This is a genomic window from Streptomyces sp. NPDC042002 (genome assembly GCF_055588305.1).
Window position 1 is genome coordinate 173,095 of the sequence record NZ_JBVJCT010000004.1, and the last position, 22,039, is coordinate 195,133.

Here is a 22,039-nt window from a genome sequence, read left to right on the forward strand (position 1 = left end):
CGAGCAGGCCGCCCCAGTCGGCGTCGTCCGCGAGCCGGTCGCCCGGACGCTCAGCGGCGGGCATATTCGCGGAAGCCGCGGCCCGTCTTGCGGCCAAGGCAGCCCGCGGCCACCAGGTGCTCCAGGAGCGGCGCGGGGGCCAGGCCCGGGTCGCGGAACTCGCGGTGCAGGACCTTCTCGATGGCCAGCGAGACATCGAGCCCGACCACGTCGAGCAGTTCGAAGGGCCCCATCGGGTAGCCGCCGCCCAGCTTCATCGCCGCGTCGATGTCGTCCAGCGAGGCGTAGTGCTCCTGCACCATCTTGATCGCGTTGTTCAGGTACGGGAACAGCAGCGCGTTCACGATGAAGCCGGCCCGGTCACCGCAGTCCACCGGGTGCTTGCGGATCTTCGCGCAGACCTCGCGCACGGTGGCGTGCACGTCGTCCGCGGTCAGCACGGTCCGCACGACCTCGACGAGCTTCATCGCCGGGGCCGGGTTGAAGAAGTGCATGCCGATCACGTCCTGCGGGCGCGAGGTGGCGCGGGCGCAGGCGACGACGGGCAGCGAGGAGGTGGTGGTGGCGAGGATCGCGCCGGGCTTGCAGACCTTGTCGAAGACGCCGAAGAGCTGCTGCTTGACCTCCAGGTCCTCGGCGACCGCCTCCAGCGCCAGATCGACCTCGGCGAAGTCGTCGTAGCTGCCGGTCGGCGTGATGAGCTCCAGGGTCCGCGCCGCCGCCTCGGCCGTCATGCGGCCCTTGTCGACGGAGCGGGCCAGCGACTTGCCGATACGGGCCTTCGCGGTCCCCGCCTTCTCCTCCGTGCGGGCCGCGAGGACGACCTCGTACCCGGCCTTCGCGAAGACCTCCGCGATTCCGGAGGCCATCGTGCCGGAGCCCGCGACGCCGACCGAGCGGACCGTGCGGCCCGGTGCCAGGACGGCCCCCTCCAGCGGCGTCAGCGCGTCCCGCACGACCGCGTCGCTGCCCGCGGCCTCGTACGAGTAGAAGCCGCGGCCGGACTTGCGCCCGGTCAGGCCCGCCTCGCTGAGCTGCTTGAGGATGGGCGCGGGGGCGTGCAGCCGGTCGTGCGACTCGGAGTACATCGCCTCCAGGACGGTCCGCGCGGTGTCCACGCCGATCAGGTCGAGCAGCGCGAGCGGGCCCATGGGCAGCCCGCAGCCGAGCTTCATCGCCGCGTCGATGTCCTCGCGGGAGGCGTACTTCGCCTCGTACATCGCGGCCGCCTGGTTGAGGTAGCCGAACAGCAGTCCGTCGGCGACGAAACCGGGGCGGTCGCCGACCGCGACGGGCTCCTTGCCGAGTTCGAGCGCCAGGTCGGTGACCGCTCCGACGGCCGTCGGAGCGGTCAGCACCGAGGAGACGACCTCGACGAGCTTCATCGCGGGCGCCGGGTTGAAGAAGTGCAGGCCGAGCACGCGCTCGGGGTGGGCCGAGTCCGCGGCCAGACGCGTCACGGACAGCGCGTTGGTGCCCGTCGCGAGGATCGTCTCGGGGCGCACGATGGTGTCGAGAGCCCGGAAGACCTGCTGCTTGATGTCGTACGACTCCGGGGTCACCTCGATGACGAGGTCGGCGTCGGCGGCGGCCGCGAGGTCGGTGAAGGTACGGAAGCGGGCGAGGGCGTCCGTGCGCTCCGCGTCGCTCATGTGCTCGCGTCGCACGGCGCGGGCGGTGGAGGCTTCGAGGGTGGCCACGGCCTGGGCGGCCGCGGCTTCGCTGATGTCGATGCCGATGACGTCACGGCCGGCGCGGGCCAGGACTTCGGCGATGCCGGTGCCCATGGTGCCGAGGCCGATGACGGCGACGGTCCGCAGCGGGGACAGAGGGGTGTCGGACAGGGGAGTGGCCATCGCGGGACTCCTGGAAGTGGTGACGACTGAGGAGCGCACGCGGGTACGCCGACAGGCGCACGCCGTGCGGAGGTTGCGGGTGTTTCCGGGCTGACGAGCGCACACGCCCGGTGCCGTCCCCGAGCGCCGAAGAACGGGCGCCCATGGGCGGTGAAAGCCGACCGGCCCTGTCCCGGAGCCATGTCGTACTGAGGTACCTGAGGTACCGAACCGACTGCTCTCGCGGTGGCTGCGTCACCAGGCCACCGTGAGGTTCGACGCGAGTGGGTAACTCGCTCGTCTGAGCTTAACCCGTCAGTAACGAGCGCGCCAGCCCCCGACTTTGTGATGTACGTCCCCGCACCTCACAGGCTTGCCTAAGCTCGGCCCATGGACGAAGCGTTGCGATCACTCACGGAGCGTTTGCGGGCCGAGGCCGGGGCCGGGGACTCGACGACGTACGAACGTCTCGCGGCGACCGAGGATCCCGACGTGCTGGCCGCCGCGCTGACCGAGCCCGGACAGCCGCTCTGGGCGCGGGAGTTGGCAGCCTTCCGGCTCGGCACGGCCGGGGACCGGCGGGCCTTCGAGGCGCTCGTCCTGCTGCTCAACCACCGTGACCCGCAGCGCTGCGCGTCCGCCGCACAGGCCCTGGCCCGGCTCGGCGACCCGCGTACGGCCCGCGCCGCCGCGGCACTCGCCACGAACGAACTGCGGATCGCCTACGCGCTCCAGCCGGTACGGCTGCTGGTCGAACTCCGCGCGCCCGAGGCCGTGCCCGCGCTCATCACCACCCTGGAACGCCGGCTGCGCCCGCACGACCCGTACCGCAAGGTCGCCCTCGCGTGCACGGAAGGTCTGGGCGTCCTGGGCGACGCCCGTGCGAGACCGGTCCTGAACGAAGCGCTGGCCCACCCGGCACTCGCGGAGACGGCCGTACGCGCGCTGGCCCGGCTGCCCAAGGAACAGGTCTAGGCGCACCCGCTCGTACGTCCCTCGGCTCGCGTCGGCCGATAGCGCGCGTGTACCGGTGCCTGCCACGCGGTCCGCCGTCAGACCGCACCCCGCGTCCACAGGCGGAGCCCGGTGCGAGCCCCGACCGGCTGTCCCTCGGCCGAGCCCGGCCTCGACTCGAACCGGCGGTCCGTCAGTCGAGTCCCGTGCCGGTCAGCACGCGCGCGTAGCGCACCTCGGGTACGGCGACGCCGCCCGCCTCGAAGGGCTCCTCGGCGCCGTCGGGGAGGAAGCCGGCCCGTTCGTAGAAGCTGCGGGCCGGGGTGTTCTCCTTGAGGACCCACAGCAGCACGCGCTCGTGCCCGGCCGCCGCGCAGCGGCCGGCGGACTCCCGCAGAAGGGCGCGCCCGACACCCTGGCCCAGCACGTCGGGATGCACGTAGATGGCGTACAACTCGACGTCCCCGGCGCGGACTTCGCCGTCCCGGTGCGGTCCGTGACAGGCCCAGCCGACCACTTCGCCGTCCCGCTCCGCGACCAGGTTCACGATGCCGCCGTCGCCCTGTTCGAGGTTGCGTCGGCGGCGCGCCGCGTCCTCGGCCACGCCGAGCCCGTCCAGATACGACTGCGGTATCAGCCCCTTGTACGCGCTCTGCCAGCCACGCACCCGGATCTCGGCCACCCGCGGACAGTCGTCGAGGGTCATCTCACGGACCCGGACCCCGCTCGCGGGGCCCGCCGCCGCGAGGGCGGCGGGGGCGAGCCCGTCGGGGGCGGGGATTCGTGCCGGCTTGCTCATGGGTCCATCGTGGACCATGGGTCCGACAACGCCCCCGACGGGCGTCGCTGCGGGGGAGGTTCAGCCCCGGTAGCCGAGCAGTCCGTGCAGCGTCGAACCCCGCGAGGGGGCGGACGCGGCCTTCATGGTCAGCGGTTTCGGGTCGGGCAGTGTCTTGCACACCGCGTCGGCCTCGCCGGTACCGTGCGGCACCTTGCCGTTGGTCAGATACGTCGCCAGGTACTTGTCCAGGCAGGCGTTGCCGCTCAGTGTGATGCCGTGGTTCCCGCCGCCCTGCTCGACCACCAGGCTGGAGCCGCTCAGCTGGTGATGGACGGTGACGCCCCCCTCGTAGGGAGTGGCCGCGTCGTTGGTCGCCTGGAACAGCAGGGTCGGCGGCAGGTGGCGGTTGGAGATGTTCACCGGCCGGAGCGAGTCCGTGGGCCAGAACGCGCACGGCGCGTTGTACCAGGCGTTGTTCCAGGCCATGAACGGCGCTTTGTCGTACACGGCCCAGTTGTCCTCGCGCCACTGGCGCCAGTCGCGCGGCCAGGACGCGTCACGGCACTGCACCGACGTGTAGACGCTGTAGCCGTTGTCGCCGGAGGCGTCGACGGCGCCGAAGTTGTCGTACGCCTCGACCAGCGCGTCCGAGTTCTTGCTGTTCACATAGGAGGCGAACGCCTCGGCGAGGTAGGGCCAGTAGCCGTTGTAGTAGCCGCCCGGGATGAAGGTGTCCTCCAGCTCGGAGGCGCCCACCTTCTTCTGCGCGGGGTTCTTGGCGAGCGCCGCGCGCATCGCGTACCACTTGGCCTCGACCTTGGCCGGGTCGGTGCCGAGCTTGTAGACCGCGTTGTTCTTGGCGACCCACGCCAGGAACGCCAGGTGGCGGTCGTTGAAGGCGTAGTCCTGGCCGAGGTTGTCGTCGTACCAGACACCGGTCGGGTCGACGATGGAGTCCAGGACCAGCCGGCGCACCCGCTGCGGGTAGAGCTTGGCGTACACGGCTCCCAGGTAGGTGCCGTACGAGTAGCCGAAGTAGTTGATCTTCTTGGCGCCGAGGGCGCCACGGATCGAGTCCATGTCGCGGACCGCGCTCACCGTGTCCATGTACGGCAGCAGCTTCGCGTACTTCGTGCCGCACGCCTCGGCGAAGGCCTTGGCGCGGCTGAGGTTGGCCTTCTCGATGGCCCGGGTGCTCGGGACGGTGTCAGGACGGACGGGCTTGAAGCGCCCCGGTTCGCAGTCCAGCGCGGGCTTGCTCGCGCCGACACCGCGCGGGTCGAAACCGATGACGTCGTACTGCGCCGCCACGGCCTTGGGCAGCGCGGAGGCGACGAATCCGGCCAGCGTGAGCCCGCTGCCGCCGGGACCGCCCGGGTTGACCAGCAGCGGCCCCTGGTACGTCTTCGCGGTGTGCGGGACGCGGGACAGGGCGAGGGTGATCCGCTCGCTGTAGGGGTTCGTGTGGTCCAGCGGCACCTTCAGGGACGCGCATTGGAGCGTCGGGTAGTCGCTGGTACCGCACTTCTTCCAGACGGGCTTCGCGGTCGGGGTGGAGGTGGTGCGCGGTGCGGCAGCGGAGCCGGCGCTCGCGTCGGCGGGGATCGAGGTGATCATCCCGGCCAGCACGGCGGCCGCCCCGCACAGAGCAGCTGCGCGTTTCTTCACAAGGCCTCCCAGGACGGAGGATTTTGAGCCGTGCACGCCACGGCCTTCGCCGTATCGTCCCGGAAAGGGGTCCTGGAAGAACGCGTTCTGGCAAGACTCGACCCGATTGGGTCGCGGGATGCGCTCGGATGCCGTCAGAAGCGGCCCCGGCGAGCCGCCAGGGATCCGACGCCTTCGGGGAGGCGTGCGACAGCCCGCCGTGGTGGGTCGTCAGAGCAGCGTCAGCTGGGTGGGTTCGGGTGCCGCGGGTGCCGACGGCACCGTGGTGGCCGCGGGTTCGGGGGCGGTGATCCGGCGCGGCATTCCCGCGCGCGTGGGGCCGATGCCGTACTCCTGTGCCAGCTCGTGGACCTGACGGGTGATCCGGCGCTGGTACCACTTCGGGGCGTAGGCGCCCTCCGCGTACAGCCGCTCGTAGCGCGGCACGAGGTGGGGGTGGTGGCGCCCCAGCCAGGCCATGAACCACTCGCGGGCGCCGGGCCGCAGATGCAGCACCAGCGGGGTCACCGAGGTCGCTCCCGAGGCCGCGACGGCCCGTACGGTGGCGCGGAGCTGGCCGGGGTGGTCGCCCAGGAAGGGGATCACGGGGGCCATCAGGACGCCGCAGCCGATGCCGTGGTCCGTCAGCGTGCGGACGACGTCCAGACGGCGCTCCGGGGCCGGTGTGCCCGGTTCCACGGTGCGCCACAGCTCGGTGTCGGTGAAGCCCACGGAGACCGAGATCCCGACGTCGGTGACCTCGGAGGCCTGCCTCAGGAGGGCGAGGTCGCGCAGGATGAGCGTGCCCTTCGTCAGGATCGAGAAGGGGTTCGCGTGGTCGCGCAGGGCCGCGATGATGCCCGGCATCAGCGCGTAACGGCCCTCCGCCCGCTGGTAGCAGTCGACGTTGGTGCCCATCGCGATGTGCTCGCCGAGCCAGCGGCGCGAGGCGAGCTGACGGCGCAGCAGCTCCGGGGCGTTGACCTTCACCACGATCTGCGAGTCGAAGTCGAGTCCGGTGTCGAGGTCCAGATGGCTGTGCGTCTTGCGGGCGAAACAGTAGACGCACGCGTGCGTGCAGCCCCGATACGGGTTGACCGTCCACTCGAAGGGCATGCGGGACGCCCCCGGCACCCGGTTCACGATCGACCGCGCCCGGACCTCGTGGAACGTGATCCCTCTGAACTCCGGAGTGTCGAACGTTCGCGTCGTCACCGCGTCCGCGCCGAACAGGGCGGCGTCCCGGGCGGGGCCCCCGGCGGGGTCCGCGGTCAGGTTCTCCCAGCGCATGGCGCCTCCTCGATAGCACTGGACAGAGAATAGAACACATGTTCCCTTGATCGTGCGACCCTGTTTCCCGTGGCGCCCCGCCGCTGCCGCCCGCACCCCACGGGCACCCCGATTTGGGCGGCCGGGGCGCCGGGTGGTTGGCTGACCGCACACCCCCGAGGAACCAAGTGCTGGAGGAAGTGCCATGGCGCAGGTCGAGGCGACGACGGAGCGGGTCATCGCGGCGGACGCGGAGGCGGTGTTCGACGCCCTGGCCGACTACAGCGGCACGCGCCCGAAGCTGCTGCCCGAGCACTTCAGCGAGTACGAGGTGCGCGAGGGCGGCGACGGCGAGGGCACCCTCGTCCACTGGAAGCTCCAGGCCACCAGCAAGCGCGTCCGTGACTGCCTGCTCGAGGTGAGCGAGCCCACCGACGGCGAGCTCGTCGAGAAGGACCGCAACTCCTCCATGGTCACCACCTGGCGGGTCACCCCGGCCGGCGAGGGCAAGTCGCGCGTCGTGGTCACCAGCGTCTGGAACGGCGCGGGCGGCATCGGCGGCTTCTTCGAGCGGACCTTCGCGCCCAAGGGCCTCGGCCGCATCTACGACGCCCTGCTCGCCAACCTCGCGACACAGACCGAGAAGTAACGCCGCCGACCGGGAAGAACCCGGCTCCCGGGGGCCGGGACGCGGCTCCCGGACGGCGACTTGGCGGGTCCGGCCGCCAAGAGGCCGCTCCCGAGGGCGTGTTGTGCCCTCACCGGTTCGAGTGGAACTCCCTCTCGCGCGACGGTACGCCGTAACTCGTCACGCTTGCTCGCAGTTGTCGCGATTAGCGAGAATTGTGCGGTGCGCGACGAGGGGAGCGGTACGTGGGCGGGATCACTCTGGTGCAGGACGAACCGGTCGTCGCACCCGCGCCGAAGCCCGCTCCGGTGGCCGCCGGGCCCGTCCGGCCGGCCCCGCGCCAGGTGCGGCTGATCTTCTGCGGGCTGATCCCGGCCCTGCTCCTCGCCGCGCTCGAGCAGATGATCGTGGCCACCGCCCTCCCGAAGATCGTCGGAGAGCTGCACGGCCTCGACCGGATGTCCTGGGCGATCACCGCCTATCTGCTCACCTCCACCGTCGGACTCCCGGTCTACGGAAAGCTCGGCGACCTCTACGGCCGCAAGGGCGTCTTCCAGTTCGCCATCCTCGTCTTCGTCATCGGCTCGGCGCTCGCCGGACGGGCGCGGACCATGGACCAGCTGATCGCCTTCCGCGCGGTCCAGGGCATCGGCGCCGGCGGCCTCATGATCGGCGTGCAGGCGATCATCGCGGACATCGTGCCGCCGCGCCGACGCGGCCGGTTCATGGGGCTGATCGGCGCCGCGTTCGGGCTCGCCTCGGTCGCCGGCCCCCTGCTGGGCGGCTACTTCACCGACCATCTGTCCTGGCGGTGGTGCTTCTACGTCAACGTGCCCTTCGGACTGGTCACGCTGGCCGTCGTCACCGTCGTACTGAAACTGCCGAAGCCCGCCGTCCGTGGACGGGTCGACGTCCTCGGAGTGCTGCTCCTCGCCGCCGCGTCGACCTGCCTGGTCCTGCTGACCAGTTGGGGCGGCACCGAGTACGCCTGGGGCTCGGGCGTCGTCCTCGGACTCGCGGCGGGCGCGGTCGCCACGACGGTGCTCTTTCTCGTCGTCGAGCGCTTCGCGGTCGAACCCCTCATCCCACTGCGGCTCTTCAGGGACCCCGTCTTCAACGTCACCGCGCTCGTCGGTCTGGTCGTCGGGGCCGCGCTCTTCGGAGCCGCCGGATATCTCCCCACCTTCCTTCAGATGGTCGACGGTGCCGGTGCCACCGAGTCCGGGCTCCTGATGCTCCCCATGATGGGCGGGATCGTCGTCGCCTCCGTCGTCTCCGGGCAGCTCATCAGCCGCACCGGCCGCTACAAGGTCTTCCCGGTTCTCGGCTGCGCCCTCTCGGCCGTCGGCATGTGGCTGCTGTCCCGCCTCGACGCCGGTACTTCCCGGCTGCACTACAGCATCTGGATGGCGGTCCTCGGCATCGGCATCGGCATGGTGATGCCGGTCCTGGTGGTCGCGGTGCAGAACTCCGTGCGTCCGGCCGACCTCGGCACCGCGACCAGCGCCAACAACTTCTTCCGGCAGATCGGCGGCAGCGTCGGAGCCGCCGTCTTCGGCACGCTCTTCGCCGGCCGGCTGGCCGACGCGCTCGCCGACCGCCTCCCCACGCGCGCGGGCGGGGCGACCCCGGACTCCGAGTCCATCACGCCACAGCTCGTCCACGCGATGCCCGCCGCTCTGCGGGACCAGTACATCGGCGCCTACGCGGACGCCATGCCGCGGATCTTCCTCTACCTCGTACCGGTACTCGTCCTCGGCCTGTTCATCGCCTTCTTCCTCAAGGAGAAACCGCTGGTGTCCCACAACGCATCCACCGCCGGCCCGGAGGCCGGGCAGATGAACGACCGGATTCCGCAGGCCCGTTCGGGATACGCCGCGGGGATCCCCGTCTGCGGCACGGTGCAGCACCCCGACGGCACCGCCGTGGCGCGCGCCGCGCTCACCCTCATCGACATCGGGGGGCAGCAGATCGGACGGGGTGCCAGCGGAGAGGACGGCCGGTACGCGCTGTCCACGCCCGGCGCGGGCTCGTACGTGCTGATCGCCGCGGCCGGGGGCCACCAGCCGCAGGCCGTCTCGGTGACCGTCGGCGAACGGCCGGTGGAACTCGACGTCGTGCTCGGCGGCGCGGGGCGCCTCGCCGGCAGCGTGCTGACCGCGGACGGCACCCCGGTCCGGGAGGCCACCGTCACCCTCACCAACGTGCACGGCGAGGTGGTGGCCACCACCCGCAGCGGACGCGAGGGCGGCTACGTCATCACGGAACTGGTGGCCGGCGAGTACACCCTCGCCGCCGGAGCGCCCGCGTTCCGTCCGGCCGCGCTCCCGGTGACCGTCCAGGCGGCCAGGGAGACCCGCCAGGACGTCGAACTCGCCGGTGGCGCCGTGCTGCGCGGCACCGTCCGGGCGGGCGGCGGACGGCCCGTCGAGGACGCGCGCGTGACGCTGCTCGACGCCGCGGGCAATGTGGTGGACACCCTCACCACCGGCCCTGACGGAACGTTCCGGTTCATCGACCTGTCGTCCGGCGAGTACACCGTCATCGCGGCGGGCTATCCGCCGGTGGCCACCGTGCTCCAGGTCGCCGGCGGCGGCCGGACGGAACGGGACCTGCAACTGGGGCACGAGGACTGACACAGGGTCACGCGCGATCCGGGCACGCGGGCAGCCGGGTTCGCGATCAGGGCGTGCGGGCCGGGCTGACCGGGTGAGCCGGTGTCCCGAGGGGCGCGCCGCGCGCCGGAGCCGCCCCCACGGAGGTCAATTCCCCTATTGCCACACATCGCGACGGACGGCCGCCGTACGGTAGTGAAGGCGGCACAGATCTTGCGGAGCCGTGGGGAGAGAGGGCCTGGGCCATGGACCGTGGCACCGAAGTGGGCGCAGCTCCCAGCCGCGGAGCTGGGGACGGTGCGACGGGGCACGCCGCCGCCGGCCGCATCCCGCTGGCCGTGGTCGTCGTGGACCGCGACGGGCTCGTCTCCCACTGGAGCAGCGGCGCGCGGCGCTTGTTCGGCGCCCCCAAGGAAGAAGCGCTGGGACGGCACGCCGTCGACCTGCTCCCCGTCTCCGGCGCGCTCCCCGATGACGCGGACGCGGCCCCCTTCGGCGCCTACGCGACATACGACGGACTCGGCCCCGGCCTGGAGTCCTCCCTGGGCGGGCGGCTCTCCTACCCGGCCGCCGGACGCGCCCGGCTCACCACGACGGGTCCCGGCCGGACCGACGTCCTGTGGTGGGCCTACCCCCTCGTGGGACCTGGCCAGGAGCGGCTGCTCGTGCTCGCCGCCGACGCGACCGCGACGCGGCACGAGGACGACGACGCCTCCTTCGAGCGGATCGCGCCCGGCTTCGCGCTGCACACCGACTTCCCCGGCTCCGAGGAACTGGCCCGCCGGCTTCCCGAGATCCTGCCCAGCATGAGCGTCGGCGAAAGCGCCCGCATCGTTTCGCAGGTCCTTGAACTGGGCTATCCCGTACTGGAGTTCAGCCAGAACGACCGGGTGCCCGTCACCCCCGACTGGGGAGTGCCGAGGCGCGCGGAACGCAAGGCGCGTCGCGAGCGGGCGGTACGGGCGGCGGCCTCCGGCACGCCCGTGACGCCGGACCTCCGGGACGACGAGGGCGAGGACCTCGAGTACGTCGCCGTACGGGAGCGCCTTGAGTTCCTGAACGAGGTCAGCGGCCGGATCGGAACCTCCCTCGACCTGTCGCGGACCATTCTGGAGGTCAGCCGGGCCGTCGTGCCGCGCTTCACGGATGTGGCGGGAACGTATCTGCGTGAGCAGGTCGTCGCCGGTGAGGGCTTTCCCGAAGGCGTGCCCGACACGACCACCATGTGGCACCGGGTCGCCCTGGAGCACACGGACGAGCCGGGCCGCTGGGACGATGTCGTACCCGTCGGCGAGGCCATGCCCTTCCCGGCGCACACACCGTTCTTCCAGTGCATGACCACCGGTGAGCCCGTTCTCGTGCCACGCATCAGCGAGCAGCTGGGGCACATGATCGCCGCGCAGTTCGAGAAGCGCGACATCAGGCCGCTCATCACCGACCGCTCCATGCTGGTCGTGCCGCTCAAGGCCCGCAACGTGGTGCTCGGGTTCATGGTCCTGCTGCGTCACCCGGAGCGCGTCGAGTTCAACGACATGGACCGGGTCACCGGCGCCGAACTGGCCGCCCGCGCGGGCCTGGTGCTGGACAACGCGCGCATGTACACGTACCAGGAGAGCGTCGCCGAGACCCTCCAGGACAGCATGCTGCCGACCATCGCGCCCCGCATGGCCGGCTGCGACATCGCCACCCGCTATCTGCCGGGAACGCTCCTCGGACGGGTCGGCGGCGACTGGTTCGATTCGGTGAAACTGCCCGGTTCGCGCACCGCCCTGGTCGTCGGGGACGTCATGGGCCACGGCCTCAACTCCGCAGCGATGATGGGCCAGTTACGCACAGCCGTACAGACCATGGCCGCGCTCGACCTGCCACCCGCGCAGCTGCTGCGCAACCTCGACGACCTCGCCCAGCGTCTCGGCGACAACTACCTCGCGACCTGCCTGTACGCCGTCTACGACCCGATCGCCGGAAAGCTGCACCTCGCCAACGCGGGCCACATCCCGCCGGTCCTGGTCCGTGCCGGGGACGGCCGCAGCGAGCTGCTCGATCTGCCGACCGGGGCGCCCATCGGGGTCGGCGGAGTGCCCTTCGAAACGGTTCGTGTGAGCGTGGAGCCCGGCGACCGGCTCGTGATGTGCACCGACGGACTGGTCGAGGTGCGCGGCGAGGACATCGGTGTCGGCCTCGCCACCCTCTGCGAGTCCGCCGCCCACCCGGCCGCCTCCATGGACCACGCCTGCGACACCATCATCCGCGCGCTCAACACCCGCGGCGGGCGCAAGGACGATGTCGCCCTGCTGATGGCCCGGCTCAACGGAATCGAGTCCGAGGACGTCGCCGAATGGCGTCTGATGCTCGACCCGGTCGAGGTCGGCCGGGCGCGCTCCGTGGTCCGCGAACAGCTGCACGTCTGGGACCTGCCCGCTCTCGCCGACAACGCCGAGCTGATGGTCGGCGAGCTGGTCACCAATGCGATACGCCATGCGCACAGCCACCGGATCGAACTGCGGCTCGTTCGCGGCGACACCCTGCTGTGCGAGGTGGACGACGACGACCACACGCTCCCGATGCTGGTCAGCGCCGGCCCCGGCGACGAGTTCGGACGCGGTCTACGGCTCGTCAGCGCACTGTCCCGCGAGTGGGGAGCCAGCCGCACCGGCGCGGGCAAGACCGTGTGGTTCGAACTGACCCTTCCGCGCAGCTGAGTTGGCTTCCTCCCGCCGCCATGTTCCCCCGGCGGACGGTTCGTTCCCGCGATGCGGCCACGCGCCCGCGTCACGGACACGCCCCCGCGATGCGGCCACGCGCCGGTGACGCCCGCGCGCCAGGAGAAGGGCCGGCGTGCGAAGGCGTACGGGGTTCGAATGAGCGGTGAAGGAACGCGCCGTCCGCTTGTCGCCGCACGCCGGGCGCGATAGACCGATCAGGCCCGCCGGGTCCCGGCGGGCGCGATCACGACCCCGGGAGCGGGCATGAGCGTGAACAGTCGGTACAGAGGGGCCTGGGAGGGCTTCTGGCGCGAGGCCCCCGGCGAACAGGGCGGGGTCTTCTGGGACGCCGAGCCCGCGCTCACGGCCGCGGTCCACCTCGCCCTCTTCGAGCCGCACTTGACGGCACCCGACCTGCCCCTCGTGGACGTCGGCTGCGGCAACGGCACCCAGACCCGCTACCTCGCCGACCGGTTCCCGCAGGTCGTCGGCACCGACCTCGCCCCCGCCGCGCTCGACCACGCGCGCACCGCGGACCCGGCGGGCCTGGCCCGGTACCGGCTGCTCGACGCGGCCGACAAGACCGAGGCCGAGGCGCTGCACGCGGAGCTCGGCGACGCCAACGTCTATATGCGCGGCGTGCTCCACCAGGCCGAGCCGGACGACCGGCAGGCGCTGGCGGACGGCCTGGCCACTCTGGTGGGGGAGCGGGGCCTGCTCTTCCTCGTCGAGCTCGCCGAGGCCGCCGGTCCGCTCCTGCGCGGGCTGGCCCAGAGCCAGGACGGTCCTCCGGCCAAACTGGCCCCGGTGTTCCGGCACGGCATCGCCCCCGGCGAGGTGGCGGACGCGGCCGTCCCCGAGTACCTGCGGCACGCCGGCCTCACGGTCCTCGCGAGCGGCGGACTCCCGCTCGTCACGACCGAGCACACGCCCGAGGGCACCCCCATCGAACTTCCGTCGCGGTGGCTGGTGGCCGGACGCTCCGGGTGACAACAGTGGTCTGGACCGGTGAGAGTTGTCCACAGGCTCTGCCGGGCCCAGGCCGAAGCGCGTACGGTTTCGGGCATGAAGATCCTCATCAGCGCCGACATGGAAGGCGCCACGGGTGTGACCTGGCCGGCCGACGTGCTGCCGGGGACTCCCCAGTGGGAGCGGTGCCGCGCGCTGTTCACCTCGGACGTGAACGCCGCGGTGCTCGGCTTCTTCGACGGCGGCGCCGACGAGGTGCTGATCAACGAAGCCCACTGGACCATGCGGAACCTGCTGCTGGAGAGGCTCGACGAGAGAGCGGAGATGCTCACCGGGCGGCACAAGTCGCTGTCCATGGTCGAGGGCGTGCAGCACGGTGACGTGGACGGCATCGCGTTCGTCGGCTACCACGCGGGTGCGGGCATGGAGGGCGTCCTCGCGCACACCTATCTGGCGAACTCCATCACGGGCGTGTGGATCAACGACACACGGGCCAGTGAAGGGCTGCTCAACGCCCACGTCGTCGCCGAGTACGGCGTGCCGGTCGTGCTGGTCACCGGCGACGACGTGGCGTGCGAGGACGCCCTCGGGTACGCGCCCGAGGCGCTGAAGGTCGCCGTGAAGGACCATGTCTCGCGGTACGCGGCCGTGTGCCGCACACCGGCCAGGACCGCCGCGGACATCCGGGCCGCGGCCAAGGAGGCGGCGGCGCTGGCGGTGCGGCACGAGCCGGTCGTCGGCGGCCCGTTCACGATCGCCCTTGAGTTCGACGCCGAGCACCTGGCGATGGCCGCCACCGTCGTACCGGGTGTCGACAGGACCGGCGAGCGGAAGATCGCGTACACCAGCGACACGATGTACGAGGGGATTCGGACCTTCAAGGCGGTCACCACGATCGTCTCGGCCGCGGTGGAGGAGCAGTATGGCTGACGCACGGGCACTCGAAGAGGTCGTCCGGTTCACCTCCGACCTCATCCGGATCGACACGACCAACCGGGGCGGCGGGGACTGCCGGGAGCGCCCGGCCGCCGAGTACGCCGCCGAGCGGCTGGCCGAGGCGGGCCTCGAACCCACCCTCCTGGAGCGCGCCAAGGGGCGTACGAACGTCGTCGCCCGGCTGGAGGGCACCGACCCGTCCGCCGACGCGCTGCTCGTCCACGGTCACCTGGACGTGGTGCCCGCCGAGGCCGGGGACTGGAGCGTCCACCCGTTCTCCGGAGAGATCCGCGACGGCGTCGTCTGGGGACGCGGCGCGGTCGACATGAAGAACATGGACGCGATGATCCTCGCGGTCGTCCGGGCCTGGGCCCGCGAGGGCGTACGGCCCCGGCGCGACCTGGTCATCGCCTTCACCGCCGACGAGGAGGCGAGCGCCGAGGACGGCTCGGGCTTCCTCGCCGACAAGCACTCCGGACTCTTCGAGGGCTGCACCGAGGGCATCAGCGAGTCGGGGGCGTTCACCTTCCACGACGGCAGCGGCCGGCAGCTGTATCCCATCGCGGCGGGCGAGCGCGGCACCGGCTGGCTCAAGCTCACCGCGCGGGGACGCGCGGGCCACGGCTCCAAGGTGAACCGGAGCAACGCGGTGACCCGCCTCGCCGCCGCGATCGCCCGCATCGGCGCCCACGAATGGCCGCTGCGCATCACCCCGACCGTGCGGGCAGCCCTGACCGAACTCGCCGCCCTGTACGGCGTGGACGGCGGGCTGGACGACGTGGACGCCCTCCTGCGCAAGCTCGGCCCGGCCGCGGCGCTCGTCGAGCCGACCGTCCGCAACAGCGCCAACCCGACCATGCTGAGCGCCGGTTACAAGATCAACGTGATTCCGGGAGAGGCCGTCGCCTACGTGGACGGCAGATATCTGCCCGGCGGCGAGGACGAGTTCCGCACGACGATGGACCGGCTCACCGGACCCGACGTCGAGTGGGAGTTCCATCACCACGAGGTGGCCCTCCAGGCGCCGCTGGACTCGCCGACGTACGCGAGGATGCGCGCTGCGGTCGAGGAGTTCGCACCCGAGGGCCATGTCGTGCCGTACTGCATGTCGGGCGGCACGGACGCCAAGCAGTTCTCCCGCCTCGGCATCACCGGCTACGGCTTCGCGCCGCTGAAGCTCCCGGAGGGCTTCGACTACCAGGCACTGTTCCACGGAGTCGACGAGCGCGTCCCGGTCGAAGCGCTCCACTTCGGCGTCCGCGTTCTCGACCGCTTTCTGCGCACGGCCTAGGGGGACGAGATGCAGACCACGCCATACGGTTCATGGCCCTCGCCGATCGACGCGACGCTCGCCGCCGCGCACGACGGGCATCCCGAGTCCGTCGGTTTCGTCGGCGACGAGGCATGGTGGACCGAGCCCCGGCCCACCGAGGGCGGGCGGCGCACGCTCGTCCGGCGGAAGACGGACGGCACCGAGGAGCAGGTGCTCCCGGCCCCCTGGAACGTGCGCAGTCGCGTCATGGAGTACGGCGGCACCCCCTGGGCGGGGGTCATGCGCCCCGAGGGCCCGCTGGTCGTCTTCGTCAACTTCGACGACCAGCGCCTCTACCGCTGCGAACCCGGCGCCGAGCCGCGCCCGTTGACCCCCCTCTCGCCGGTGGGCGGCGGACTTCGCTGGGTGGACCCGCAACTGCGGGCTGAGCGCGGCGAAGTGTGGTGCGTCATGGAGGAGTTCACCGGGGACGGACCCACCGACCTGCGCCGGGCCGTCGTCGCGGTGCCGCTGGACGGCTCGGCGGCCCAGGACCGGGAAGCGGTGCGGCAGCTGTCCGACGGGCGGCACCGGTTCGTCACCGGGCCCCGGCTCTCGCCCGACGGGCGGCAGGCGGCCTGGCTCGCCTGGGACCACCCGCGGATGCCGTGGGACGGCACCGAGGTGATCCTCGCCGATGTCACCGAGGACGGCACACTGTCCGCCGCGCGGCCCGTCGCGGGCGGCCCGGAGGAGTCCGTCGCACAGGCCGACTGGGCGGCCGACGGCACCCTGCTCTACGTCAGCGACCGCAGTGGCTGGTGGAACCTCCACCGGCTCGGCGCGGACGGCGAGGCGGTCGCCGTCTGTCCGCGCGAGGAGGAGTTCGGCGGTCCCCTCTGGAAGGTCGGACAACGCTGGTTCGCCCCCCTGGACACCGGCCTGGTCGCCGTCGTCCACGGACGGGGTGCCACCGCGCTCGGGATACTGGACCCGGAGACCGGCGAGCTCGTCGACACGGCCGGCCCCTGGACCGAGTTCGCGTCGACGCTCGCCGTGCACGGCAGCAGGATCGTGGGCGTCGGAGCCAGCCCTCGCAGCGCCCCCGAGGTCGTCGAACTGGACGCCGCCACCGGGCGGGCCCGGGTGATCGGCGCCGCGCACGACGACCCGGTCGACCCCGCGTACTATCCGGAACCCCAGATCCGCACCTTCACCGGCCCCGCCGGACGCGAGGTCCACGCGCACGTCTACCCGCCGCACCACCCCGACCATGTCGGCCTCGGCGACGAACTCCCGCCGTACGTCGTATGGGTCCACGGCGGCCCCACCAGCCGGTCATCCCTCGTCCTCGACCTGGAGATCGCCTACTTCACCTCCCGCGGGATCGGTGTGGCCGAGGTCAACTACGGTGGATCGACCGGCCACGGACGGGAGTACCGCACCCTGCTGCGCGAACAGTGGGGTGTCGTCGACGTCGAGGACTGCGCGGCGGTCGCGCTCGCGCTCGCCGAAGAGGGCACCGCCGACCCGCGCCGGCTCGCGATCCGGGGCGGCAGCGCGGGCGGCCTGACCGCCGCCGCCTCGCTGGCCACCACCGACGTCTACGCCTGCGGCACGATCCTCTATCCCGTCATCGGCCTCACCGAATGGGCCTCGGGCGAGACCCACGACTTCGAGTCGCAGTACCTGGAATCGCTGGTCGGTCCGATCGCCGAGGTGCCGGGCCGGTACGCGGAGCGGTCGCCGTCCACGCACGCCGACCGGATCACCGCGCCCTTCCTGCTGCTCCAGGGACTCGAGGACACCGTCTGCCCGCCCGTGCAGTGCGAGCGCTTCCTGGCCCGGATCGAGGAGCGGGGCCGCCGTGTCCCGCACGCCTACATCGCCTTCGAGGGGGAGGGCCACGGTTTCCGGCGCGTCGAGACGATGGTGTGCGCCCTGGAGTCCGAACTCTCCCTGTACGCGCAGGTCTTCGCGTTGAACCCGCCCGGCATCCCCACGCTGGAGCTGTCCAAGTGAGGCCGCCGGCCGTCGGGGAGCGGACCGGGCGGAGCCCTTCGAGGGACCCGGTGCGACCCGACCGCGACCGGATGGACCACCAGGAACTGGAGCAGCGCGAGTGACCCGAACGACCGCACCGATCACCGCCCTGACCCGACCCGCGCGGCTCGCCGCCGGGGCCAGGATCGCGGTCGTCGCGCCCAGCGGACCCGTCCCCGAGGAGCGGCTGGAGGCCGGCCTCGACATCCTGCGCGGCTGGGACCTCGATCCGGTCGTGGCCCCTCATGTCCTGGACCGGCACGCCGAGTTCGGCTACCTGGCGGGGACGGACGCGGACCGGGCCGCCGACTTCCAGGCGGCCTGGTGCGACCCGGACGTGGCCGCGGTGCTGTGCGCCCGTGGTGGTTACGGCGCCCAGCGCATGATCGACCTGCTCGACTGGGACGCCATCCGGGCGGCGGGCCCCAAGGTCTTCCTCGGCTTCAGCGACATCACCGCACTGCACGAGGCGTTCGCCACGCGGGTGGGGCTCGCGACCCTGCACGGGCCGATGGTCGCCGCCGTCGACTTCCTGAAGAACACCCGGTCGCAGGAGCATCTGCGGGCCACCCTCCTCGAACCCGAGTCGGTGCGGACCATCGCCTCCCCGGAAGCCGTCGCGCTGGTGCCCGGCCGAGCCCGCGGGGTCACGCTCGGCGGCTGCGCGAGTCTGCTGGCCGCTGAACTCGGTACACCGCACGCCCGTGTCTCCGCCCGGGGCGGGCTGCTCCTGATCGAGGACGTCGGCGAGGAGGCCTACCGGCTGGACCGGATCCTGACGCAACTGCTGCGCACCGGCTGGCTCGACGGGGTGGCCGGGGTCGCGCTCGGCTCCTGGGTGGACTGCGGACCGTACGACGGACTGCGCGCGGTGTTCGCCGACCGGCTCGGCGCGCTCGGTGTTCCGGTCGTCGAGCACTTCGGGTTCGGGCACGCGGAGGGGTCGCTGACGATGCCGTTCGGCCTCCGCGCCGAACTCGACGCGGACGCGGGGACACTGACCCTGGACGAGCCGGCGCTGCTCTGACGCAAGGGGCGCGCCCCGCTCAGTGGCGCGGCCCGTTGGCGGTCGCGCCTTGTCCGCGGCCGTGCCTCGTCCAGGGCGCACTCCCTCCGCGGTCGTGCCTCGCTCACGGTCGCGTCCCGGACAGGATCCTCGCTGTTCGCGGGTCGCGGCGGGCGTAGTCGGGGCGTGGCTCGGGGGACACCGGCACCCCGGCGCTTTCGGTTGCCGGGGTGAGTGGCCCCGCTCACGCCGGTCGCCGTGGTCGGCGGGGTCACCGTAGTCACCCGGAGGATGCTCTCGCCGCGCGTACCGGCGTCTTCTGGATCAGGCTGGGCGCATGAGCCCGAAGACCTCCAAGAAGGCCGGTACGAGCGGCGGCCAGGGCACCCGGGAAGGGCCGCTGACGCCCGCCAGGGTCGCCGTCCTGGTGCTGGCCGCTCTCGGCCTGATCTTCATCTTCGAGAACACCCGTAGCACCAGGATCCGGCTTCTCGTCCCCGAGGTGATCATGCCGCTGTGGGTGGCGCTGCTCGCCACCGGGCTGATCGGCGCGGTGTGCGGTGCGTACGCCGCGCGACGCAGACGCTGAAACACCTGCTCGCGTAAGGTGACGGGATGCCTCAGAACGCCGGTTGTCTCGCCGAGGGTCCCCGCGTGGGCATACGGCATTTCACCCTCGCGGACGGTGCGGAGTTCACCGCGCGGGCCAGGGAGAGCAAGAGCCTCCACCAGCCGTGGCTCTTCCCGCCCGGCAGCGTCGACGCCTACGCCGTCTACGCGGGGCGGCTCATCGAGGACCCGACCAAGGCCGGGTTCCTCGTCTGCGAGCGGGACGGCGGGGGGATCGCCGGTTTCATCAACATCAACAACATCGTCGAGGGCGGCTTCCTGTGCGGTGCCCTCGGCTACGGCGCCTTCGCGCACGCCGCGGGGCGGGGGCTGATGACCGAGGGGCTCGGCCTCGTCGTGCGCCACGCCTTCGGTGAGATGGGCCTGCACCGGCTGGAGATCAACGTGCAGCCCGGCAACGCGGCGTCGATCGCACTCGCCCGGAGCTGCGGCTTCCGGCTCGAAGGCTTCTCGCCGGCCTTCATCCACATCGACGGTGCCTGGCGGGACCACGAGCGGTGGGCGATCACATCGGAGATGGTCACACCCCGCTGACGACCGCTCGCGCGCGGGTCCGGGTGGGCGCCGCCGGGGAAAGAGCGTTCCTCGCGGACCCGGTCGTCGGCGCCTTTGCGGAATCCTGACCCGAACCTGACGAGCGGATACCCTGGTCAGCAGGCCGATGACCATGTTCCATGGTCATCGTGACGACGATCCGACGTGACGTACTGACCCTCCCGGCGGCGGAGTTGGGCCCGAGCAACCCGCTGCCGCCCCTGCGGCCCCTCGACGAGACGCACACCATCGACGACCGCGACCGCGTCGGCCTGCCGCGCGACATGGCCCGGCAGATCGGGTACGAGCCGCTGCGCAGCGTGCTGCCGGAGCGCATACGGGACGGGTACGAGCGAGAACGGCCGCTCCGCGAACTCGACACGATCGTGATCGAGAACGACCGGCTGCGCGCCACCGTGCTGCCCGGCTTCGGCGGCCGTATCGTCTCGCTCTTCCACAAACCCTCCGCGACGGAACTCCTCTACAGCAACCCGGTGCTCCAGCCGGCCTGCTTCGCCCTCAACGGCGCCTGGTTCTCCGGCGGCATCGAGTGGAACATCGGGGCCACCGGGCACACCACCCTGTCGTGCTCACCCGTCCACGCCGCCCGCGTTCCCGCCCCCGGTGGCGGCGAGATGCTGCGGCTGTGGGAGTGGGAACGGCTGCGCGACCTCCCCTTCCAGGTCGACCTGTGGCTGCCGGACGGCTCCGACTTCCTGTACGTCGGCGTCCGCGTCCGCAACCCGCACGAGAAGCCCGCCCCGCTGTACTGGTGGTCCAACATCGCGGTCCCCGAGGAGCGCCGGGTGCTCGCCCCGGCCGAGGAGGCCTATCACTTCGGCTACGAGCGCCGGCTCCGCCGGGTTCCCGTGCCGGCGTACGACGGGATCGACCGTACGTACCCGCTGGGCAGCACCTTCCCCGCCGACTACTTCTACGAGGTGCCCGACGGGCGGCGCCGCTGGATCGCCGCGGTCGACGACGCGGGCGCGGGGCTGGTCCAGACGTCCACCGACGTCCTGCGCGGGCGCAAGCTGTTCGTCTGGGGCTCGGGGCCCGGCGGGCGGCGCTGGCAGGAGTGGCTCACCGAGCCGGGGACGGGCGGGTACTGCGAGATCCAGGCCGGACTCGCCCGCACCCAGCTCGAACACGTGCGGCTCGAAGCCGAGAGCGACGTCTCCTGGCTGGAGGCCTACGGGCCGTTGTCCGTGAGCGCGGAGACGGCGCACGGGGCGGACTGGGAGGCCGCGCGCGCGGACGTCGAGGACGGGCTGGAGAGCGCCCTCTCCCGGGACACGGTCGACGCCGCGTACGCCGCCTGGCTGCCGCACGCCGACACCGAGCCCGGTGAGGTCCTCGCCGTCGGATCCGGCTGGGGAGCGCTCGAAGTGCTGCGCGCCGCCCACAAGTTGCCCGGTACGCCCTTCGACGAGAGCACGCTCGGCGAGGACCAGGCGCCGTGGCGGGAACTGCTGCGCTCCGGCGCGTTCCCGGAGCCCCGGCGGGTCGGGCCGCCCGGCGAGACACTGGTGGCGTCGCACTGGCGCGACATGCTGGAGACGGCGCCCGCCGTACCGATCGCCGAGTACCACCTCGGAGTCGCCCAGTGGCATGCCGGTGATGTCGCCCAGGCCGTGCGGAGTTGGGAGCGAGCGCTCGAACTCGCGCCGTCGCTCTGGCCGTTGCTGCGCTGTCTCGCCGTCGCCGACCAGGAGGCCGGCAACCACGAGCGCGCCGCCGACCGTTACTCCGAGGCCTTCGACGACCTGTGCCGGGAGCGGCGCGACGACGGGGAGCGGTGGACCGCGGCGACCGCCGCCCTCGGCCGCGAGGCCATCGAGGCGCTGCTGACGGCCCGCCGCCCGGCGGACGCGCGGGCCGTGTGGGAACGGCTGCGCCCCGCCACCCGGGACCGCGGCCGGTTCCGCCTCGTCGAGGCCGGGCTGCTGCTCGCCGAGGGCCGTCGCGAGGACGCGCGGGCGATCTTCGACGCGGGCTTCGAGGCCGCCGATCTGCGGGAGGGAGCGGAGACCATCGACCGGCTGTGGTCCCGGCTCAGCGACGAGCCGCTGCCGGCGCGCTACGACTTCCGCATGCGGCCACCGTCCACGATCTGAGCCTGCCCCGCTCACGACCTCGGGTGTCCCACCCCACCGTGGAGTGGGACACCCGAGGCCCTTCGCGTCCGAGGCCCTTCGCGTCAGGTCCGTCGCGTCAGGTCCGTCGCGTCTCAGG

At 72.1% G+C, this 22,039-nt stretch carries 16 protein-coding genes; 12 read left to right on the forward strand and 4 right to left on the reverse strand.

The genetic code is table 11. The features are described from left to right. Positions 1-50: 50 nt before the first annotated feature. Positions 51-1,856, reverse strand: coding sequence for a 3-hydroxyacyl-CoA dehydrogenase family protein (locus ACZ6KY_RS08475; protein WP_469309539.1), 1,806 nt, complete (start codon positions 1,854-1,856; stop codon positions 51-53). A gap of 369 nt (positions 1,857-2,225) precedes the next feature. On the opposite strand from ACZ6KY_RS08475, the gene ACZ6KY_RS08480 reads away from it, so the two are divergent. Then, complete coding sequence (locus ACZ6KY_RS08480; protein WP_469309540.1) at positions 2,226-2,810, forward strand: adenylosuccinate lyase; 585 nt, start codon at positions 2,226-2,228, stop codon at positions 2,808-2,810. A 172-nt stretch (positions 2,811-2,982) separates the two neighbouring features. On the opposite strand, the gene ACZ6KY_RS08485 is transcribed toward ACZ6KY_RS08480, so the two are convergent. From ACZ6KY_RS08485 to ACZ6KY_RS08495, 3 genes are all read right to left on the reverse strand, one after another. Then, complete coding sequence (locus tag ACZ6KY_RS08485) at positions 2,983-3,495, reverse strand: GNAT family N-acetyltransferase (protein ID WP_469309809.1); 513 nt, start codon at positions 3,493-3,495, stop codon at positions 2,983-2,985. 153 nt (positions 3,496-3,648) lie between these two features. Further along, the gene (locus tag ACZ6KY_RS08490) at positions 3,649-5,238 is read right to left on the reverse strand and encodes an alpha/beta hydrolase (protein ID WP_469309541.1); all 1,590 of its coding nucleotides are present in this window, start codon (positions 5,236-5,238) and stop codon (positions 3,649-3,651) included. A 210-nt stretch (positions 5,239-5,448) separates the two neighbouring features. Next, positions 5,449-6,507, reverse strand: a complete 1,059-nt coding sequence (locus ACZ6KY_RS08495; RefSeq protein WP_469309542.1) for an Rv2578c family radical SAM protein — start codon at positions 6,505-6,507, stop codon at positions 5,449-5,451. Between the two features lie 184 nt (positions 6,508-6,691). Between ACZ6KY_RS08495 and ACZ6KY_RS08500 the strand changes: the two genes are divergently transcribed. The 11 genes from ACZ6KY_RS08500 (at position 6,692) to ACZ6KY_RS08550 (ending at position 21,921) form a co-directional block, all read left to right on the forward strand. After that, complete coding sequence (locus ACZ6KY_RS08500; RefSeq protein WP_401331001.1) at positions 6,692-7,135, forward strand: SRPBCC family protein; 444 nt, start codon at positions 6,692-6,694, stop codon at positions 7,133-7,135. Positions 7,136-7,359: 224 nt separating this feature from the next. Next, positions 7,360-9,750, forward strand: coding sequence for an MFS transporter (locus ACZ6KY_RS08505; RefSeq protein WP_469309543.1), 2,391 nt, complete (start codon positions 7,360-7,362; stop codon positions 9,748-9,750). 224 nt (positions 9,751-9,974) lie between these two features. Continuing rightward, positions 9,975-12,431 carry an ATP-binding SpoIIE family protein phosphatase gene (locus ACZ6KY_RS08510; RefSeq protein WP_469309544.1) on the forward strand — a complete coding sequence of 819 codons (2,457 nt, stop codon included), beginning with the start codon at positions 9,975-9,977 and terminating at the stop codon, positions 12,429-12,431. A gap of 267 nt (positions 12,432-12,698) precedes the next feature. Next, entirely contained in the window at positions 12,699-13,424 is a 726-nt protein-coding gene (locus ACZ6KY_RS08515; protein ID WP_469309545.1) for a class I SAM-dependent methyltransferase, read from the forward strand. 75 nt (positions 13,425-13,499) lie between these two features. Further along, on the forward strand, positions 13,500-14,333 hold the full coding sequence (locus ACZ6KY_RS08520; protein WP_469309546.1) for a M55 family metallopeptidase: 834 nt from the start codon (positions 13,500-13,502) through the stop codon (positions 14,331-14,333). Next, entirely contained in the window at positions 14,326-15,630 is a 1,305-nt protein-coding gene (locus ACZ6KY_RS08525; protein WP_469309547.1) for a M20/M25/M40 family metallo-hydrolase, read from the forward strand. Before ACZ6KY_RS08520 ends, ACZ6KY_RS08525 begins: the two co-directional genes overlap by 8 nt. 9 nt (positions 15,631-15,639) lie before the next feature. Next, a complete protein-coding gene (locus ACZ6KY_RS08530) occupies positions 15,640-17,613 on the forward strand; it encodes a prolyl oligopeptidase family serine peptidase (RefSeq protein ID WP_469309548.1) in 1,974 nt (657 codons plus the stop codon). A gap of 121 nt (positions 17,614-17,734) precedes the next feature. Beyond that, positions 17,735-18,661, forward strand: a complete 927-nt coding sequence (locus ACZ6KY_RS08535) for a S66 peptidase family protein (RefSeq protein WP_469309810.1) — start codon at positions 17,735-17,737, stop codon at positions 18,659-18,661. A gap of 316 nt (positions 18,662-18,977) precedes the next feature. Continuing rightward, complete coding sequence (locus ACZ6KY_RS08540; RefSeq protein WP_469309549.1) at positions 18,978-19,229, forward strand: LapA family protein; 252 nt, start codon at positions 18,978-18,980, stop codon at positions 19,227-19,229. A gap of 26 nt (positions 19,230-19,255) precedes the next feature. Continuing rightward, positions 19,256-19,804: a GNAT family N-acetyltransferase gene (locus ACZ6KY_RS08545; RefSeq protein WP_469309550.1), complete on the forward strand. Its 549-nt coding sequence runs from the start codon at positions 19,256-19,258 to the stop codon at positions 19,802-19,804. Positions 19,805-19,944: 140 nt separating this feature from the next. Then, positions 19,945-21,921 (forward strand): DUF5107 domain-containing protein, encoded by a 1,977-nt coding sequence (locus tag ACZ6KY_RS08550; RefSeq protein WP_469309551.1) that lies wholly within the window; start codon positions 19,945-19,947, stop codon positions 21,919-21,921. Positions 21,922-22,039: the final 118 nt, after the last annotated feature.

What these genes read in the sequence shown, in the direction of transcription:
- ACZ6KY_RS08475 (WP_469309539.1), bottom strand. Translation starts at nt 1,856, where the DNA reads ATGGCCACTCCCCTGTCCGACACCCCTCTGTCCCCGCTGCGGACCGTC.
- ACZ6KY_RS08480 (WP_469309540.1), top strand. Translation starts at nt 2,226, where the DNA reads ATGGACGAAGCGTTGCGATCACTCACGGAGCGTTTGCGGGCCGAGGCC.
- ACZ6KY_RS08485 (WP_469309809.1), bottom strand. Translation starts at nt 3,495, where the DNA reads ATGACCCTCGACGACTGTCCGCGGGTGGCCGAGATCCGGGTGCGTGGC.
- ACZ6KY_RS08495 (WP_469309542.1), bottom strand. Translation starts at nt 6,507, where the DNA reads ATGCGCTGGGAGAACCTGACCGCGGACCCCGCCGGGGGCCCCGCCCGG.
- ACZ6KY_RS08500 (WP_401331001.1), top strand. Translation starts at nt 6,692, where the DNA reads ATGGCGCAGGTCGAGGCGACGACGGAGCGGGTCATCGCGGCGGACGCG.
- ACZ6KY_RS08510 (WP_469309544.1), top strand. Translation starts at nt 9,975, where the DNA reads ATGGACCGTGGCACCGAAGTGGGCGCAGCTCCCAGCCGCGGAGCTGGG.
- ACZ6KY_RS08515 (WP_469309545.1), top strand. Translation starts at nt 12,699, where the DNA reads ATGAGCGTGAACAGTCGGTACAGAGGGGCCTGGGAGGGCTTCTGGCGC.
- ACZ6KY_RS08520 (WP_469309546.1), top strand. Translation starts at nt 13,500, where the DNA reads ATGAAGATCCTCATCAGCGCCGACATGGAAGGCGCCACGGGTGTGACC.
- ACZ6KY_RS08525 (WP_469309547.1), top strand. Translation starts at nt 14,326, where the DNA reads ATGGCTGACGCACGGGCACTCGAAGAGGTCGTCCGGTTCACCTCCGAC.
- ACZ6KY_RS08530 (WP_469309548.1), top strand. Translation starts at nt 15,640, where the DNA reads ATGCAGACCACGCCATACGGTTCATGGCCCTCGCCGATCGACGCGACG.
- ACZ6KY_RS08540 (WP_469309549.1), top strand. Translation starts at nt 18,978, where the DNA reads ATGAGCCCGAAGACCTCCAAGAAGGCCGGTACGAGCGGCGGCCAGGGC.
- ACZ6KY_RS08545 (WP_469309550.1), top strand. Translation starts at nt 19,256, where the DNA reads ATGCCTCAGAACGCCGGTTGTCTCGCCGAGGGTCCCCGCGTGGGCATA.
- ACZ6KY_RS08550 (WP_469309551.1), top strand. Translation starts at nt 19,945, where the DNA reads ATGGTCATCGTGACGACGATCCGACGTGACGTACTGACCCTCCCGGCG.